The following is a 13,277-nucleotide window of genomic DNA, read 5'->3' as shown; positions in this document are numbered from 1 at the left end:
TTCCCTCTAACAATTAATGCAAGGACGGCTTGGGGGCCGCTGCATCGGTTTTCTTGGTCTCGGTGAACAGCAGCAATGGCGCGACCCGCAGGTACTCCATCACTTCCATGTAGTCGCTTTCGCCGTCATCGGACTCTTCCAGGGCATCCTGGACCTGGGAGATCGCGGCCAAATCCTGCAACACTTCCTTCGCTTCTTCGCTCAGCGCATATTCGCGGCGGGTCAGGCCGAAGCCGGCGAGGAAGCCCTGGCACCACTGGCCCAGCGCCGTAGCGCGTTCGGCCAAGGGGGCGTCGTCAGTGGGCAACAGCAGGACGACCGTCATGTCGTCGCTGGTCAGCTCGCCCTTGACCATTTCCTGCAGGCCGATCAGCGCGTTACGGACGTTGTCCGCCGGCTCGCCTTCCAGCAGCTCGGCAGCATCGGCCAACCAGCCGTCGGCCTCGAAGCCGGCGCCGGCGCAGCTGCGACCGAGCAATAGGCCGTGCAGTTCAGCAGGCGAGACAGAATGACCGCTGGTGCTCAGCAGGGTGGCGAATGCTTGATACGGGGAATTCTGAATGGGCATGGGCAGCTAGGCGCCAGACGGCGCTATGTCTAGAATGGAGGCCTTGTATCCTACATCGACAGACTCGCCAAGACTATCAGAGGCTGTGCGACCCACATCCCTCCATCAGACACAATCTTCAGTGGACACAATGGAAGACACCGACTTGCAAGCGCTGATGGCCAGACTCGAACTGCTAATTGACCGGGTCGAGCAACTTAAGAGCCAAAACGGACTCCTATTAGCTCAGGAAAAAACCTGGCGCGAGGAACGCGCGCACCTCATTGAAAAAAACGAAATCGCCCGGCGTAAGGTCGAATCGATGATTTCGCGCCTCAAGGCCCTGGAGCAAGACTCATGAGTTCAAGCAATAGCGTTACCGTGCAGATCCTCGACAAAGAATATTCGATCATCTGCCCCCAGGAAGAGCGCAGCAACCTGGTGAGTGCCGCCCGTTACCTGGACGGCAAGATGCGCGAGATCCGCAGCAGCGGCAAAGTCATCGGCGCCGATCGCATCGCCGTGATGGCCGCCTTGAACATCACCCACGACCTGTTGCATCGCCAGGATACGCCGGACTTACAGGTCAGCGGCTCGACCCGTGAACAGGTGCGCGACCTGCTCGATCGGGTGGATCTGGTGCTCGCCACCGATCCAGACGTCGCCAAGGGCTGATTCGCGAAGCTGCCTGGGGTATACTCGCGTCACTCCCTGGGGTGCTTGCCAGTTGGTGATGTCCCTGAGCCGATACGCACAACCACGGGGGTTGCACGTTGGGGCCGGTGTGCATGTCCGCTTGACGGAAAGCCTTAACGCCCCCTGCAACTTCCACCTTGAACTTTCGGGTTCAAGGGCTAAGCCGACAGCGGTTCATCCGGGGAGCCTGACTCCAGACAATGCCAGTCCATAGGGACTGGCATTGTCGTTTCTGACACAGGCATTTTCTGGGCATTTGTTTTGCGGTTACGCTGTGGCATCGCCACTGCGTGAAGCCTTGATATGACCGAACCCGCGCTGCTGCCCCGCCCGCAACTTCGACGCCTGCTGCGCCAGGCCCGTCGCGCCCTGACGCCCGCCCAGCAACGGCAAGCCGCCCGCGGGCTGTACAAACAACTGGCCCAGCACCCGCTGTTTCGCCGTGCAAAGCACATCGCCCTGTACCTGCCCAACGATGGCGAAATCGACCCGCGCCTGCTGCTACGCGAGGCCCAGCACCGGGGCAAGGCCACTTACCTGCCGGTACTCAGCCCGTGGCCGCAGACCAAGATGGTATTCCAACGCATCCACCCCGGCGAACAAATGCAGCCCAATCGGTTTCGTATCCCTGAACCACGCAAGAACATCGCCCGGCAACGCAAGGTCTGGACGCTGGACCTGGTGCTGTTGCCACTGGTGGGGTTTGACGATGCGGGAGGTCGATTGGGCATGGGCGGCGGTTTTTACGACCGCAGCCTGGCGTACCTGGCGCGACGCAAGCAGTGGCGCAAGCCAACGCTATTGGGGCTGGCCCATGAATGCCAGAAGGTCGAACGATTGGCGCAGGCAAGCTGGGACGTACCGCTACAGGGAACGGTCAGCGACAGGCGTTGGTATATTGCGGGATAGACGCCGCAGTCATCAACGGCGCCTGGAAAGCGAATTCAGCGTTTGAGCGATGGCGCGGGCTGGGTGATATCCACCGGCGCCTCGGTCTTGTTAGCCCACAGGCTTTGGGCGTAACCCGTGGTCACGACACCCAGGCCGAACAGAATGACCAAGATCCACAACAAATCCGGTTTGCGTTTCATCGATTGCCCCCCTCAAGGCATATCACACACGATGACAGCAGCGGTTTTCTTATTGGCCGTGCAGCAGCGTCAAGCTTGGAAGGCCGGCATTTTGCGGCAACCGGACCCTACACGCAAACTCTGGCGTCAACCGACTGTCGGTTTGTCATAAAATCGCTGAACTATTTTTTTTCACACCGCCAAGGAGTAGCAATCATGGCCTATTGGCTGATGAAATCCGAGCCTGACGAATTGTCCATCCAGGGCCTGGAAAAGCTCGGCCAGGCCCGTTGGGACGGGGTTCGCAACTACCAGGCACGCAATTTTTTGCGGGCCATGGCGGTGGGCGACACATTCTTTTTCTACCATTCCAGTTGCCCCGAGCCCGGTATCGCCGGGATCGGCAAAATCATCCAAGCGGCCTACCCCGACCCGACCGCCCTGGACCCGGACAGCCATTACTTCGACCCCAAGGCCAGCGCTGATAAAAACCCTTGGACCGCGATCGACGTGGCCCATGTCGAAACGTTCCGCCACGTCCTGAAGCTCGACTACCTCAAACAACAGACCGCCCTGGCGGAAATGCCGCTGGTGCAGAAAGGCTCGCGGCTTTCGGTGATGCCGGTGACGGCTGAGCAGTGGGCGGCGGTAGTTGCTTTAAAACCTTGAGCAATGCGGCGACTGTTCAACCGCCTTCGCGAGCAGGCTCGCTCCCACAGTTGATCCGGGGTGGCCACAGTATTTGCGAACACTCTGGATACCTGTGGGAGCGGGCTTGCTCGCGAAAGGGCCCGCCCAGCCACCACAAAACTTATTGAATGATCAGGTTGTTGAACAACAAATCATCCACCATCGGCTTGCCAGTCTCGTCGTTCATCACTTGCTGGGTCTGCTTCAACGCTTCCTGACGCAGTTTTTCCTTGGCTTCGAGGTTGTTCATCCCCTCGGTAGTCTGCTGGGCAAACAACGCCACCAATTGGTTACGAATCAGCGGCTCGTTGGCCTTGACCGCCGCCGCAGCGGCATCACCGGTCACGCGCAGGGCCACGTCGGCCTTGTAGACCTTCAGCTTTGCCGTGCCGTCCAAGCCATAGTTGCCCACGAACGGCGGGCTGAGGGTGATGTAGCTGACCTTCGGTGCCTCGCCCTCTTTCGCTTCCTTGGTCTCTTCGGCCATCGTCGCCACAGGCAGCGACAGGGCCAGCATCAACATGATCCACGCTTTCACATCTGATTCCTCATCCGGTTTGCGGCCCAGCATACCGACCCGCCGTTCAAGCACAAGCTTATGGCCAGCTATCAGGGCGGGGCATGCTCGTTGACCCGTTGTCTCTCACACCTACACTTATCGGCCATCACTCCCAAAGGAATAGCCCTGATGAAAGCCGTGCTGTGCAAAGAATTCGGCCCCGCCGAATCGCTGGTGCTGGAAGACGTCGCCAGCCCCATCGCCAAGAAGAACGAAGTGCTGCTGGACGTGCACGCCGCCGGGGTGAATTTCCCGGACACGCTGATCATCGAGGGCAAATACCAATTCAAGCCACCCTTCCCGTTTTCCCCCGGCGGCGAAGCGGCGGGCGTGGTCAGCCAGGTGGGTGAGAGCGTCAGCCACTTGAAGGTCGGCGACCGGGTGATGGCGCTGACCGGCTGGGGCAGCTTTGCCGAACAGGTGGCGGTTCCCGGCTACAACGTGTTGCCGATCCCCCAGTCCATGGACTTTAACACCGCCGCGGCTTTCAGCATGACCTACGGCACCTCGATGCACGCCCTCAAGCAACGGGCCAACCTGCAGCCCGGCGAGACCCTGCTGGTGCTCGGCGCCTCCGGTGGCGTTGGCCTGGCGGCCGTGGAGATTGGCAAGGCCATGGGTGCCCGGGTGATCGCCGCCGCCAGCAGTGCGGAAAAACTCGCCGTGGCCAAGGCCGCCGGTGCCGACGATTTGATCAATTACACAGAAACCAGCCTGAAGGATGAAATCAAGCGCCTCACCGACGGCCAAGGCGCCGACGTGATCTACGATCCGGTGGGTGGCGACCTGTTCGACCAGGCCATCCGCGCCATCGCCTGGAACGGTCGGCTGCTGGTGGTGGGTTTTGCCAGCGGGCGCATCCCCGAACTGCCGGTGAACCTGGCCCTGCTCAAGGGCGCTGCCGTGGTTGGCGTGTTCTGGGGCTCCTTCGCCCAACGCCAACCTCAGGACAACGCCGCCAACTTCCAGCAACTGTTCGACTGGTTCGCTGAGGGCAAGCTCAAGCCGCTGGTATCGCAGGTGTACCCGCTGAGCAACGCCGCCCAGGCGATCAACGACCTGGGGCAGCGCAAGGCGGTGGGGAAGGTGGTTGTGCAGGTGCGTTGAATGCGTCAAGGCGGTCATGCCCCATGCGCCGGACCGCCATTGACCCGCACTAAAGCAACTCTCGAACCTCCTTCGGCAACATCCGCATATACCGTGCCGCCGGAAAACTCCCGCAGCGTTGCACGATCGAGGGCAAGAGCCGGTTGAACCGGGTAATCAAGTCCAGGCGCTCGGTTTCCGGTAACTGCTTGATGAAAAACACATTGGATAAATAGAGACGCGTGTAGTGAAACGGGAGCAGATCCTGCACCCATAGCTGGCCGTTGGCGTGGGCGTTGATGTCCGAGCATTTCCAGGTCTTGATCCATTTATTGGCGTCCAGCGGCAAGTCATCCAGGCGGAACTCAAAGGGTGCAACGACGTGTGTCTGCGCCGGATGCTCATGATCCACGGTCCACGGCTTGAAGCGCCATTGGCCCACAGCCTCCCGTGCAGCCTCGGCGAAATCCGGATGATCACTGTGCAGGACCGCGATCTCATCGACATGACCGTCGGCATGCACCCTGAAGGCGATCCGGACCGTACCGATGATGCCTTTCCGGAGCAGGGCCGTCGGGTAATCCGGCCCGGGATTATGTACAGGCACCAACAACATCTCCGCTGCCCCGCTCGTACCGGACAAGCACAGCAACAGCATCACCACACACCACCTCATCCCCCTACCCCTCAGCTGAATGCCAGACCTGGCAGAAACGTAAAGGGTAAAGAACATGGCTCACGGGCCCTATAGCGAGACTTCCCATTTGGGCGAAGGATGTTTCCCAGCGTTTTGCCCGTATTCACCAATACCGCGCATGAAAAGGCATCGCAAAGACATTTCCTACAACGTCCTTCGCTTACGCCTGAACGACATGTTCACTTAAGAACATGTTCAATCAAAATTTCTGCTTTTTATGCGACAACGAGCAATGCTATTTTCGGTAACGAAACTGTAACATTCGCATCCGACACCATAACAAGAACCTGGAGCACTTGAATGTTTGCTTTCTTTCGACCTGCCGCCCACCAGGCTCCTTTGCCTGAAGAAAAAATAGACAGCACCTATCGACGCCTTCGCTGGCAGATATTCGCCGGGATTTTCATTGGGTATGCCGGTTACTACCTGCTGCGCAAGAACTTCACCCTGGCCTTTCCGGATCTGATCGCCCAAGGCTATTCAAAAGGCCAACTGGGCGTAGCGGTGTCGGCGATCGCGATCGCCTACGGCCTTTCCAAGTTTTTGATGGGCATCGTGTCCGATCGCTCCAACCCTCGTTACTTCCTGCCCTTTGGCCTGATCGTGTCCGCTGGTGTCATGTTCGTTTTCGGTTTCGCACCGTGGGCAACCTCCAGCGTGACCATGATGTTCATCCTGTTGTTCATCAACGGCTGGGCCCAAGGCATGGGTTGGCCACCGAGCGGGCGCACCATGGTGCATTGGTGGTCGCAGAAAGAACGCGGCGGTGTGGTTTCGGTATGGAACACCGCCCACAACGTCGGCGGCGGCCTGATCGGTCCACTGGCAATCCTTGGCATGGGCTGGTTCAACGACTGGCACAGCAAGTTCTACGTGCCGGCAGCGGTGGCACTGCTGGTCGCTGTATTTGCCTTCATTGTCATGCGTGACACGCCGCAGTCGACGGGTTTGCCACCCATCGAGAAGTACAAGAACGATTACCCGGAAGGCTACGATGCCAGCCACGAAGAAGAATTCAGCGCCAAGGACATCTTCGTCAAATACGTGCTGCGCAACAAAATGCTTTGGTTCATCGCCCTGGCCAACGTCTTCGTCTACTTGTTGCGCTACGGCATCCTGGATTGGGCGCCGACCTATCTGAAAGAGGTCAAGCACTTCAACTTCGACAAGTCGTCCTGGGCTTACTTCCTGTACGAGTGGGCCGGCATTCCCGGCACGCTGCTGTGCGGGTGGATGTCCGACAAGATCTTCCGGGGCAACCGTGGCCTGACGGGCATGGTGTTCATGGCATTGGTGACCGTTGCGACAATCGTTTACTGGCTGAATCCGCCAGGCAACCCGATGGTCGACATGATCTCGCTGTTCGCGATCGGCTTTCTGATCTACGGTCCGGTCATGTTGGTGGGTCTGCAGGCGCTGGAATTGGTGCCGAAGAAAGCGGCGGGCACGGCTGCCGGCTTTACCGGTCTGTTTGGTTACCTGGGGGGATCGGTCGCGGCCAGTGCCATGATGGGCTACACAGTGGACTATTTCGGCTGGGATGGCGGTTTCATCCTGCTGGTCGTCGCCTGCCTGTTGGCGATGGCATTCCTCGCGCCAACCCTACGGCACAAGCAAATCGCCAGTCAGAGCCGCGAAGCGGTCGCCTGATCCAGCGCTGATTGGCAGCGCTTGAGCCGCGCCTCCAGGTTCCGGTCTGGCATGGCGTGGCTGCGCAGGGCGTGGACGGTCTGCTCGACATAATCGCGAGTGGTGCCGTAACGCCCACAGGCGCTTTCGAACACCTGGCTCAGCACATGGTCCGGCAAGTTGCCGGCATAGCTGGGCAGGTGTCGCTCCAACACAAAACCCAAGGCTTGCACCCGACTGCCATCCTCGAGACGGCAACTGAGCCAGTGCGGGCGATAGGACGGCACCGGCATCTCGCGCTGCCACAGGGCAAACAGTGAGTCCTCGAGATTTTCCTCCGGCAACCGGTAGGCAAAACCGCTGCACGAACCGCCACGATCCAATCCGAACACCAACCCTGGTAATTCCGGGGTGCCACGGTGTTCGTGGGACCACAGGTATAAACCGCGATGGTAACCATGGACCCGGCCGCGCACCCGCTCCACCGCCGTGCATTCCGGCCGCCAGATCAATGAACCGTACGCGAACAACCAGACCGGACCACCCTGGTGGAGACTCATGGTCAACTGCATCGAGGCGAGCAATTGTTCACGGGTCAGCTGCGGGCCCAGTTCGAGTCGTGGCGGGTACAAGGCACAGGTAATGGCGGATTCGATAGCGGTCATGGCCGGTAGCGGTTGGCTCCTCGCGGGGGCGGAAGGTAGTCGGGGGTGCCGCCATGGTGTTGACGGTCAGGGGAATTGAGGCAAGTTAAATGCCATTGCGCACCCTATATACGTTATCGGTATCTAGCCCCAAGACTAAATATCGAAACGAAATATATGAAGTTATATCGATGGATGGACATCTGCTGTTGTGGCGAGGGAACTTGCTCCCGCTGGACTGCGAAGCAGTCCCAAAAGAGGCGGTCGCTGCGCAACCGAGCGGGAGCAAGCTCCCTCGCCACAAAAAGCAGACCTAAGCCTGGGTGGATGAATGCGGCTCAAGCCCGCGGCGCATACGCAAACACATCGGCGCGCATCTGATGAGCATCCATGCCGGCTTCCACCAAGGCATCGAGCGTGGCGTAGATCATGGCTGGCGAGCCGCTGGCATAGACGTGCACACCAGAAAGATCGCTGATGTCCTCGCACACCGCTTCATGGAGCATCCCGCAGCGCCCTTCCCAGCTGCACAAGTCGCTGACGACTTTATGCAGGAACAGGTTCGGCAGTTTTTTCCATTCGTCCCAATGCTCGATTTCGTAGAAATCTTCCGGTCGCCGTACGCCCCAATACAGGTGCACCGGGTGCTTGAAGCCCGCCGCGCGGCAGTGCTCGATCAAGCTGTGCATCTGCGCCATGCCGGTCCCAGCGGCGATCAGCACCAATGGACCTTCCGGCAGCTCGGACAAATGCGTGTCGCCAAACGGCATTTCGACGCGCACGCTGGGGTTGCGTCGAAGTTGCTCCAGCAGCGCCTGTGCACTGCTTTCGCGCACCAAGACATGCAATTGCAGCTCGCGCCCGGAATGCGGCGCCGAAGCCAGGGAAAAAGCCGATTTCTCGCCGTTCTCCCGTTCGATCATCAGATACTGCCCGGCGTGATAGCGCGGTGGCTTGCCCGCTGGCGCCCGCAGGCGCACTCGCCAGACATCGCCGCCCACGTCGGCGCACTCAATGACCTGGCACGCCAGGTTGCGTACCGGCAGCTCACCCGGCGACAGCACGCCGTCCCACAACACCACGCAGTCCTCCAGCGGCTCGGCGATGCAGGTGAAGATCTCACCGTGATCGCGCACCTCGCCCGCCTGTTGCACACGGCCTTCCACCAGCAACGCACCACAGACGTGGCAGTTGCCGTTGCGGCAGCTTTGCGGGCATTCATAGCCCAGGCGCCGCGCGCCATCGAGAATCCGCTCCGCTGGCTGTATCTCCAGCACCGCGCCGGAAGGCTGCAAGGTTACACGCATCAATCTATTCCTAACTGATTCCAGATGGCATCGATCCGTTGGGTAACGGCTTCATCCTTGACGATAACCCGGCCCCACTCACGGGTGGTTTCACCGGGCCATTTATGCGTGGCATCGAGCCCCATCTTCGACCCCAGGCCGGACACCGGCGAGGCGAAGTCGAGGTAGTCGATCGGCGTATTCTCGATCATCACCGTGTCGCGCTTGGGGTCCATGCGCGTGGTGATGGCCCAGATCACGTCGTTCCAATCCCGTGCATTGATATCGTCGTCGGTGACGATAACGAACTTGGTGTACATGAACTGTCGCAAAAACGACCAGACCCCGAGCATCACCCGCTTGGCGTGGCCCGGATACGACTTCTTCATGGTTACCACGGCCATGCGATACGAACAGCCTTCCGGCGGCAAATAGAAATCGGTGATTTCCGGAAACTGCTTTTGCAGGATCGGCACGAACACTTCGTTCAGCGCCACGCCGAGGATGGCCGGCTCATCCGGTGGACGGCCGGTGTAGGTGCTGTGGTAAATCGGTTTGATCCGATGGGTGATGCGCTCGACGGTAAACACCGGGAAACTGTCGACTTCGTTGTAGTAACCGGTGTGGTCGCCGTATGGACCCTCATCGGCCATTTCGCCGGGATGGATCACCCCTTCCAGAATGATTTCGGCGGTGGCCGGCACTTGCAGGTCGTTGCCGCGGCATTTCACCAGCTCGGTGCGGTTGCCCCGCAGCAGGCCGGCGAACGCGTATTCGGAGAGGCTGTCGGGCACGGGCGTGACGGCGCCAAGGATGGTCGCCGGATCCGCGCCCAGGGCCACCGACACCGGGAAGGGCTGGCCGGGGTGTTTTTCACACCACTCACGGTAGTCCAGCGCGCCGCCACGATGGCTCAACCAGCGCATGATGACCTTGTTGCGGCCGATCACCTGCTGACGGTAGATGCCCAGGTTCTGGCGGTCCTTGTTCGGGCCTTTGGTAACGGTCAGGCCCCAAGTGATCAGCGGGCCGATGTCGCCCGGCCAGCAGGTCTGTACCGGCAGCATAGCCAAATCGACATCGTCGCCCTCGATCACCACTTCCTGGCAGATCGCGTCCTTGACGACTTTTGGCGCCATGGAAATGATCTTGCGGAAAATCGGCAGCTTCGACCAAGCGTCCTTCAGGCCCTTCGGCGGCTCCGGCTCCTTGAGGAACGCCAACAGCTTGCCGATCTCGCGCAGTTCGCTGACGGCTTCGGCCCCCATGCCCAAGGCCACGCGCTCCGGTGTGCCGAACAGGTTGCCCAGCACCGGGATGTCATAACCCGTCGGATTTTCGAACAACAGCGCCGGGCCTTTTGCGCGCAGGGTGCGGTCGCAGACCTCGGTCATTTCCAGGACAGGGGACACCGGCACCTGGATGCGCTTGAGTTCGCCGCGCTGTTCCAGCCCACTGATAAAGTCGCGCAAGTCGCGATACTGCATGCAAAAGCCTCATGGTCGCCGTGGCGTTCGGGGGCCCGAGTTTAACGCCGCCCGTTCAGAATAGTGAATGCACAGATAGCAAAAAGCCGGGTTTCCCCGGCTCTTGCTGGCCTGTCCTGGCGATTTACTTGCGTTTCATCGACAGGAAGAACTCATCGTTGGTCTTGGTCGCCTTCAGCTTGTCGACCAGGAACTCGATGGCAGCGACTTCATCCATCGGATGCAGCAGCTTGCGCAGGATCCACATGCGCTGCAACTCGTCGTCGGCGGTCAGCAGTTCTTCGCGACGGGTACCGGAACGGTTGATGTTGATGGCCGGGAACACACGCTTCTCGGCGATACGACGGTCCAGGGGCAGCTCCATGTTGCCGGTGCCCTTGAATTCCTCGTAGATCACTTCGTCCATCTTCGAACCGGTTTCAACCAGTGCGGTGGCGATGATGGTCAGCGAACCGCCTTCCTCAATGTTCCGCGCGGCGCCGAAGAAACGCTTGGGTTTTTCCAGGGCGTGGGCATCGACACCACCGGTCAGCACCTTGCCGGAGCTCGGGATCACGGTGTTGTAGGCGCGGGCCAGACGGGTGATGGAGTCCAGCAGGATCACCACGTCCTTCTTGTGCTCGACCAGGCGCTTGGCCTTCTCGATCACCATTTCAGCGACCTGCACGTGACGGGTTGGCGGCTCGTCGAACGTCGAGGCGACCACTTCGCCGCGCACGGTGCGCTGCATCTCGGTCACTTCTTCCGGACGTTCGTCGATCAGCAATACGATCAGGTGAACTTCAGGGTTGTTACGGGCGATGTTGGCCGCGATGTTCTGCAGCATGATCGTCTTGCCCGCTTTCGGCGGTGCCACGATCAGGCCACGCTGGCCTTTGCCGATGGGTGCGCACAGGTCGATGACACGACCGGTGAGGTCTTCGGTGGAACCGTTGCCGGCTTCCATCTTCATGCGCACGGTCGGGAACAGCGGAGTCAAGTTCTCGAAGAGAATCTTGTTCTTCGCGTTTTCCGGACGGTCGAAGTTGATCGTGTCGACCTTGAGCAGGGCGAAATAACGCTCGCCTTCCTTCGGAGGACGGATCTTGCCAACGATGGTGTCACCGGTGCGCAAGTTGAAGCGACGGATCTGGCTCGGCGAGACGTAGATATCGTCTGGACCGGCGAGATAGGAAGCGTCTGCGGAGCGAAGAAAGCCGAAGCCGTCCTGGAGAATCTCCAGCACGCCATCACCGGAGATTTCCTCGCCGCTTTTCGCGTGCTTCTTGAGCAGGGAGAAAATCACGTCCTGCTTGCGCGAACGGGCCATATTTTCTATGCCCATCTGTTCGGCCAATTCGAGCAGTTCGGTAATCGGCTTTTGCTTGAGTTCAGTCAGATTCATATAGGAATGACGTAATCATTTATGGAGGGGGGAAATTAAGCTTTTGGCTTAATGAGGCCGCGCCGCGGAGAAGGCGACAGGATCGCGTACTTATTCGAAAGGAGAGCGTCGGCGACGGCTTGCAGGGGGCACTGGAGAAACCAGTGCGGGGCCGAATGTACCACCTGGGTTTCCAAGCGTCTAGCCCCGAATAACGAAAAAGCCCCGCGATTTGCGGGGCTTTTCCAGTGGCATTCGGCGCTTAGATGTTGGCGTCGAGGAAAGCGGCCAGTTGCGACTTCGACAGCGCACCGACCTTGGTGGCTTCGACGTTGCCGTTCTTGAACAGCATCAGGGTCGGGATACCACGCACGCCGTGCTTGGCCGGCGTCTCCTGGTTTTCGTCGATGTTCAGCTTGGCAACGGTCAGCTTGCCCTTGTAGGTCTCGGCAATCTCGTCCAGGACCGGAGCGATCATTTTGCAAGGACCGCACCACTCAGCCCAATAGTCGACCAGTACCGCGCCTTCGGCCTTGAGAACGTCAGCTTCGAAGCTAGCGTCGCTAACGTGTTTGATCAGATCGCTGCTCATGGAAATCTCCGGGGTCATCAGCAAAAAAACGTGGCCCATCATAGCGGCCCTTCCCGGGTTCAGGAAGCCGCAGTTGATTGAGTCTCGCTATGGCGCAGGATGTATTTGGGTATGACCCGGCTTATGAAGCCGTGGGCGCGACGAAGGAAATCCCGGTACGCAGCGCAGCGTTACGTACATGTTCCTGCATGGCTTTTTGCGCAGCGACTGACGCCCGGCGGGCCAGGGCGCGAAGGATCTTGCGATGCTCCTGCCAGGTTTCCATCGCCCGCTCCGCCCGGATGAACGGTAGTTTCTGGCTTTCCAGGAAGATGTCGGCGCTGGCGGTGAGGATGCTCAGCATCGCCTGGTTGCCGCTGGCCAGCAGGATTCGCCGATGGAATTCGAAATCCAGCCGCGCGGCGGCATCGAAATCCCCGACCTTCAATTCCCGGCGCATGGCTTCGACATTGTCTTGCAACCGGTCGAGCTCATCGGCGCTGAGCGTCACCGCCGCTAACCCCGCCGCGAAACCCTCCAGGGCGTAGCGCAACTGGAAGATGTCCACCGGCGAAGCCTGGGCCGCGAACGGCCAGCCCGGCGCGGACTCGCTGCGTGGAGCCTCTACCGGTGCCTGCACGAACACGCCCTTGCCCGGCTGCACGCTGATCATGCCCAAGGCACTCAAGGAGGACAGCGCTTCACGCAACGACGCCCGGCTCACCCCCAGTTGCAGTGCCAGGTCCCGTTGCGACGGCAGCGCATCGCCGGGGCCGAAGCCTTCATCGACGATCAGTTTGCGGATGGCTTGCAGCGCCACTTCAGGAACGGCACGAGCGATGGAATTCATGATTTTTCAGACGAACCGGGCCAGTGAGCGGCTAGTTGTAAAGCTATTCGCCGCGTCCGGCAAGTCGTGCCCCAGCAGGGTTCGGCGGCAAATGCCGACGCT

The 13,277-nt window shown here is 60.0% G+C and carries 16 protein-coding genes and 1 other RNA gene; 7 read left to right on the top strand and 10 right to left on the bottom strand.

The features are described from left to right. Positions 1–13 precede the first annotated feature (13 nt). Positions 14–568 carry a YecA family protein gene (locus J3361_RS08325; protein ID WP_207963849.1) on the bottom strand — a complete coding sequence of 185 codons (555 nt, stop codon included), beginning with the start codon at positions 566–568 and terminating at the stop codon, positions 14–16. A gap of 130 nt (positions 569–698) precedes the next feature. Between J3361_RS08325 and J3361_RS08320 the strand changes: the two genes are divergently transcribed. The 4 genes from J3361_RS08320 (at position 699) to J3361_RS08305 (ending at position 2,152) form a co-directional block, all read left to right on the top strand. Continuing rightward, a complete protein-coding gene (locus J3361_RS08320) occupies positions 699–908 on the top strand; it encodes a TIGR02449 family protein (RefSeq protein WP_003177365.1) in 210 nt (69 codons plus the stop codon). Next, positions 905–1,222: a cell division protein ZapA gene (locus tag J3361_RS08315; RefSeq protein ID WP_207963848.1), complete on the top strand. Its 318-nt coding sequence runs from the start codon at positions 905–907 to the stop codon at positions 1,220–1,222. The genes J3361_RS08320 and J3361_RS08315 overlap by 4 nt, the downstream gene beginning before the upstream one ends. Positions 1,223–1,252: 30 nt before the next feature. Further along, positions 1,253–1,432, top strand: a non-coding RNA gene (ssrS, locus tag J3361_RS08310) — 6S RNA. 114 nt (positions 1,433–1,546) lie between these two features. Continuing rightward, positions 1,547–2,152 (top strand): 5-formyltetrahydrofolate cyclo-ligase, encoded by a 606-nt coding sequence (locus J3361_RS08305; RefSeq protein ID WP_207963847.1) that lies wholly within the window; start codon positions 1,547–1,549, stop codon positions 2,150–2,152. Between the two features lie 35 nt (positions 2,153–2,187). On the opposite strand, the gene J3361_RS08300 is transcribed toward J3361_RS08305, so the two are convergent. Beyond that, positions 2,188–2,334 carry a hypothetical protein gene (locus tag J3361_RS08300; protein WP_162893876.1) on the bottom strand — a complete coding sequence of 49 codons (147 nt, stop codon included), beginning with the start codon at positions 2,332–2,334 and terminating at the stop codon, positions 2,188–2,190. Between the two features lie 195 nt (positions 2,335–2,529). On the opposite strand from J3361_RS08300, the gene J3361_RS08295 reads away from it, so the two are divergent. Further along, positions 2,530–2,982, top strand: a complete 453-nt coding sequence (locus tag J3361_RS08295) for an EVE domain-containing protein (RefSeq protein ID WP_207963846.1) — start codon at positions 2,530–2,532, stop codon at positions 2,980–2,982. Between the two features lie 142 nt (positions 2,983–3,124). Here the strand turns inward: J3361_RS08295 and J3361_RS08290 are convergent, their stop codons facing one another. Then, positions 3,125–3,541, bottom strand: coding sequence for a flagellar basal body-associated protein FliL (locus J3361_RS08290; RefSeq protein ID WP_207963844.1), 417 nt, complete (start codon positions 3,539–3,541; stop codon positions 3,125–3,127). A 150-nt stretch (positions 3,542–3,691) separates the two neighbouring features. Here J3361_RS08290 and J3361_RS08285 point away from each other — a divergent pair, with 150 nt between their 5' ends. Next, entirely contained in the window at positions 3,692–4,669 is a 978-nt protein-coding gene (locus tag J3361_RS08285; RefSeq protein WP_207963842.1) for an NADPH:quinone oxidoreductase family protein, read from the top strand. A gap of 49 nt (positions 4,670–4,718) precedes the next feature. Here J3361_RS08285 and J3361_RS08280 read toward each other — a convergent pair whose 3' ends face one another. Further along, complete coding sequence (locus J3361_RS08280; protein ID WP_207963950.1) at positions 4,719–5,264, bottom strand: energy transducer TonB; 546 nt, start codon at positions 5,262–5,264, stop codon at positions 4,719–4,721. A 381-nt stretch (positions 5,265–5,645) separates the two neighbouring features. On the opposite strand from J3361_RS08280, the gene glpT reads away from it, so the two are divergent. Then, positions 5,646–6,995: a glycerol-3-phosphate transporter gene (glpT, locus tag J3361_RS08275; RefSeq protein ID WP_207963840.1), complete on the top strand. Its 1,350-nt coding sequence runs from the start codon at positions 5,646–5,648 to the stop codon at positions 6,993–6,995. Here glpT and J3361_RS08270 read toward each other — a convergent pair. The 6 genes from J3361_RS08270 to J3361_RS08245 all read right to left on the bottom strand — a co-directional run bounded on the left by J3361_RS08270 (position 6,971) and on the right by J3361_RS08245 (position 13,175). Then, complete coding sequence (locus tag J3361_RS08270; RefSeq protein ID WP_053189100.1) at positions 6,971–7,639, bottom strand: gamma-glutamylcyclotransferase; 669 nt, start codon at positions 7,637–7,639, stop codon at positions 6,971–6,973. The genes glpT and J3361_RS08270 overlap by 25 nt on opposite strands. A 317-nt stretch (positions 7,640–7,956) precedes the next feature. Next, a complete protein-coding gene (locus J3361_RS08265) occupies positions 7,957–8,925 on the bottom strand; it encodes a CDP-6-deoxy-delta-3,4-glucoseen reductase (RefSeq protein WP_207963839.1) in 969 nt (322 codons plus the stop codon). Further along, positions 8,925–10,391, bottom strand: coding sequence for a 4-hydroxy-3-polyprenylbenzoate decarboxylase (gene ubiD / locus J3361_RS08260; protein ID WP_207963838.1), 1,467 nt, complete (start codon positions 10,389–10,391; stop codon positions 8,925–8,927). Before ubiD ends, J3361_RS08265 begins: the two co-directional genes overlap by 1 nt. Before the next feature lie 124 nt (positions 10,392–10,515). After that, a complete protein-coding gene (gene rho, locus J3361_RS08255; protein ID WP_003177350.1) occupies positions 10,516–11,775 on the bottom strand; it encodes a transcription termination factor Rho in 1,260 nt (419 codons plus the stop codon). Positions 11,776–12,016: 241 nt separating this feature from the next. After that, positions 12,017–12,346 (bottom strand): thioredoxin TrxA, encoded by a 330-nt coding sequence (gene trxA, locus J3361_RS08250; protein ID WP_003206727.1) that lies wholly within the window; start codon positions 12,344–12,346, stop codon positions 12,017–12,019. Between the two features lie 121 nt (positions 12,347–12,467). Continuing rightward, positions 12,468–13,175 (bottom strand): FadR/GntR family transcriptional regulator, encoded by a 708-nt coding sequence (locus tag J3361_RS08245; protein WP_207963837.1) that lies wholly within the window; start codon positions 13,173–13,175, stop codon positions 12,468–12,470. Positions 13,176–13,277 lie beyond the last annotated feature (102 nt).

It is taken from the genome of Pseudomonas sp. OA65 (genome assembly GCF_017498305.1).
Classification (GTDB): Bacteria; Pseudomonadota; Gammaproteobacteria; order Pseudomonadales; family Pseudomonadaceae; genus Aquipseudomonas; species Aquipseudomonas zanjanensis.
The sequence above is the reverse complement of the archived record's forward strand: the minus strand, read 5'-3'. Positions and strand labels throughout refer to the sequence as shown.

Coding starts and splice junctions, on each gene's coding strand:
- J3361_RS08280 (WP_207963950.1), bottom strand. CDS start 5,264: ATGTTGTTGGTGCCTGTACATAATCCCGGGCCGGATTACCCGACGGCC.
- J3361_RS08315 (WP_207963848.1), top strand. CDS start 905: ATGAGTTCAAGCAATAGCGTTACCGTGCAGATCCTCGACAAAGAATAT.
- J3361_RS08320 (WP_003177365.1), top strand. CDS start 699: ATGGAAGACACCGACTTGCAAGCGCTGATGGCCAGACTCGAACTGCTA.
- J3361_RS08300 (WP_162893876.1), bottom strand. CDS start 2,334: ATGAAACGCAAACCGGATTTGTTGTGGATCTTGGTCATTCTGTTCGGC.
- J3361_RS08270 (WP_053189100.1), bottom strand. CDS start 7,639: ATGACCGCTATCGAATCCGCCATTACCTGTGCCTTGTACCCGCCACGA.
- J3361_RS08305 (WP_207963847.1), top strand. CDS start 1,547: ATGACCGAACCCGCGCTGCTGCCCCGCCCGCAACTTCGACGCCTGCTG.
- J3361_RS08285 (WP_207963842.1), top strand. CDS start 3,692: ATGAAAGCCGTGCTGTGCAAAGAATTCGGCCCCGCCGAATCGCTGGTG.
- J3361_RS08295 (WP_207963846.1), top strand. CDS start 2,530: ATGGCCTATTGGCTGATGAAATCCGAGCCTGACGAATTGTCCATCCAG.
- rho (WP_003177350.1), bottom strand. CDS start 11,775: ATGAATCTGACTGAACTCAAGCAAAAGCCGATTACCGAACTGCTCGAA.
- J3361_RS08325 (WP_207963849.1), bottom strand. CDS start 568: ATGCCCATTCAGAATTCCCCGTATCAAGCATTCGCCACCCTGCTGAGC.
- glpT (WP_207963840.1), top strand. CDS start 5,646: ATGTTTGCTTTCTTTCGACCTGCCGCCCACCAGGCTCCTTTGCCTGAA.
- ubiD (WP_207963838.1), bottom strand. CDS start 10,391: ATGCAGTATCGCGACTTGCGCGACTTTATCAGTGGGCTGGAACAGCGC.
- J3361_RS08265 (WP_207963839.1), bottom strand. CDS start 8,925: ATGCGTGTAACCTTGCAGCCTTCCGGCGCGGTGCTGGAGATACAGCCA.
- J3361_RS08245 (WP_207963837.1), bottom strand. CDS start 13,175: ATGAATTCCATCGCTCGTGCCGTTCCTGAAGTGGCGCTGCAAGCCATC.
- trxA (WP_003206727.1), bottom strand. CDS start 12,346: ATGAGCAGCGATCTGATCAAACACGTTAGCGACGCTAGCTTCGAAGCT.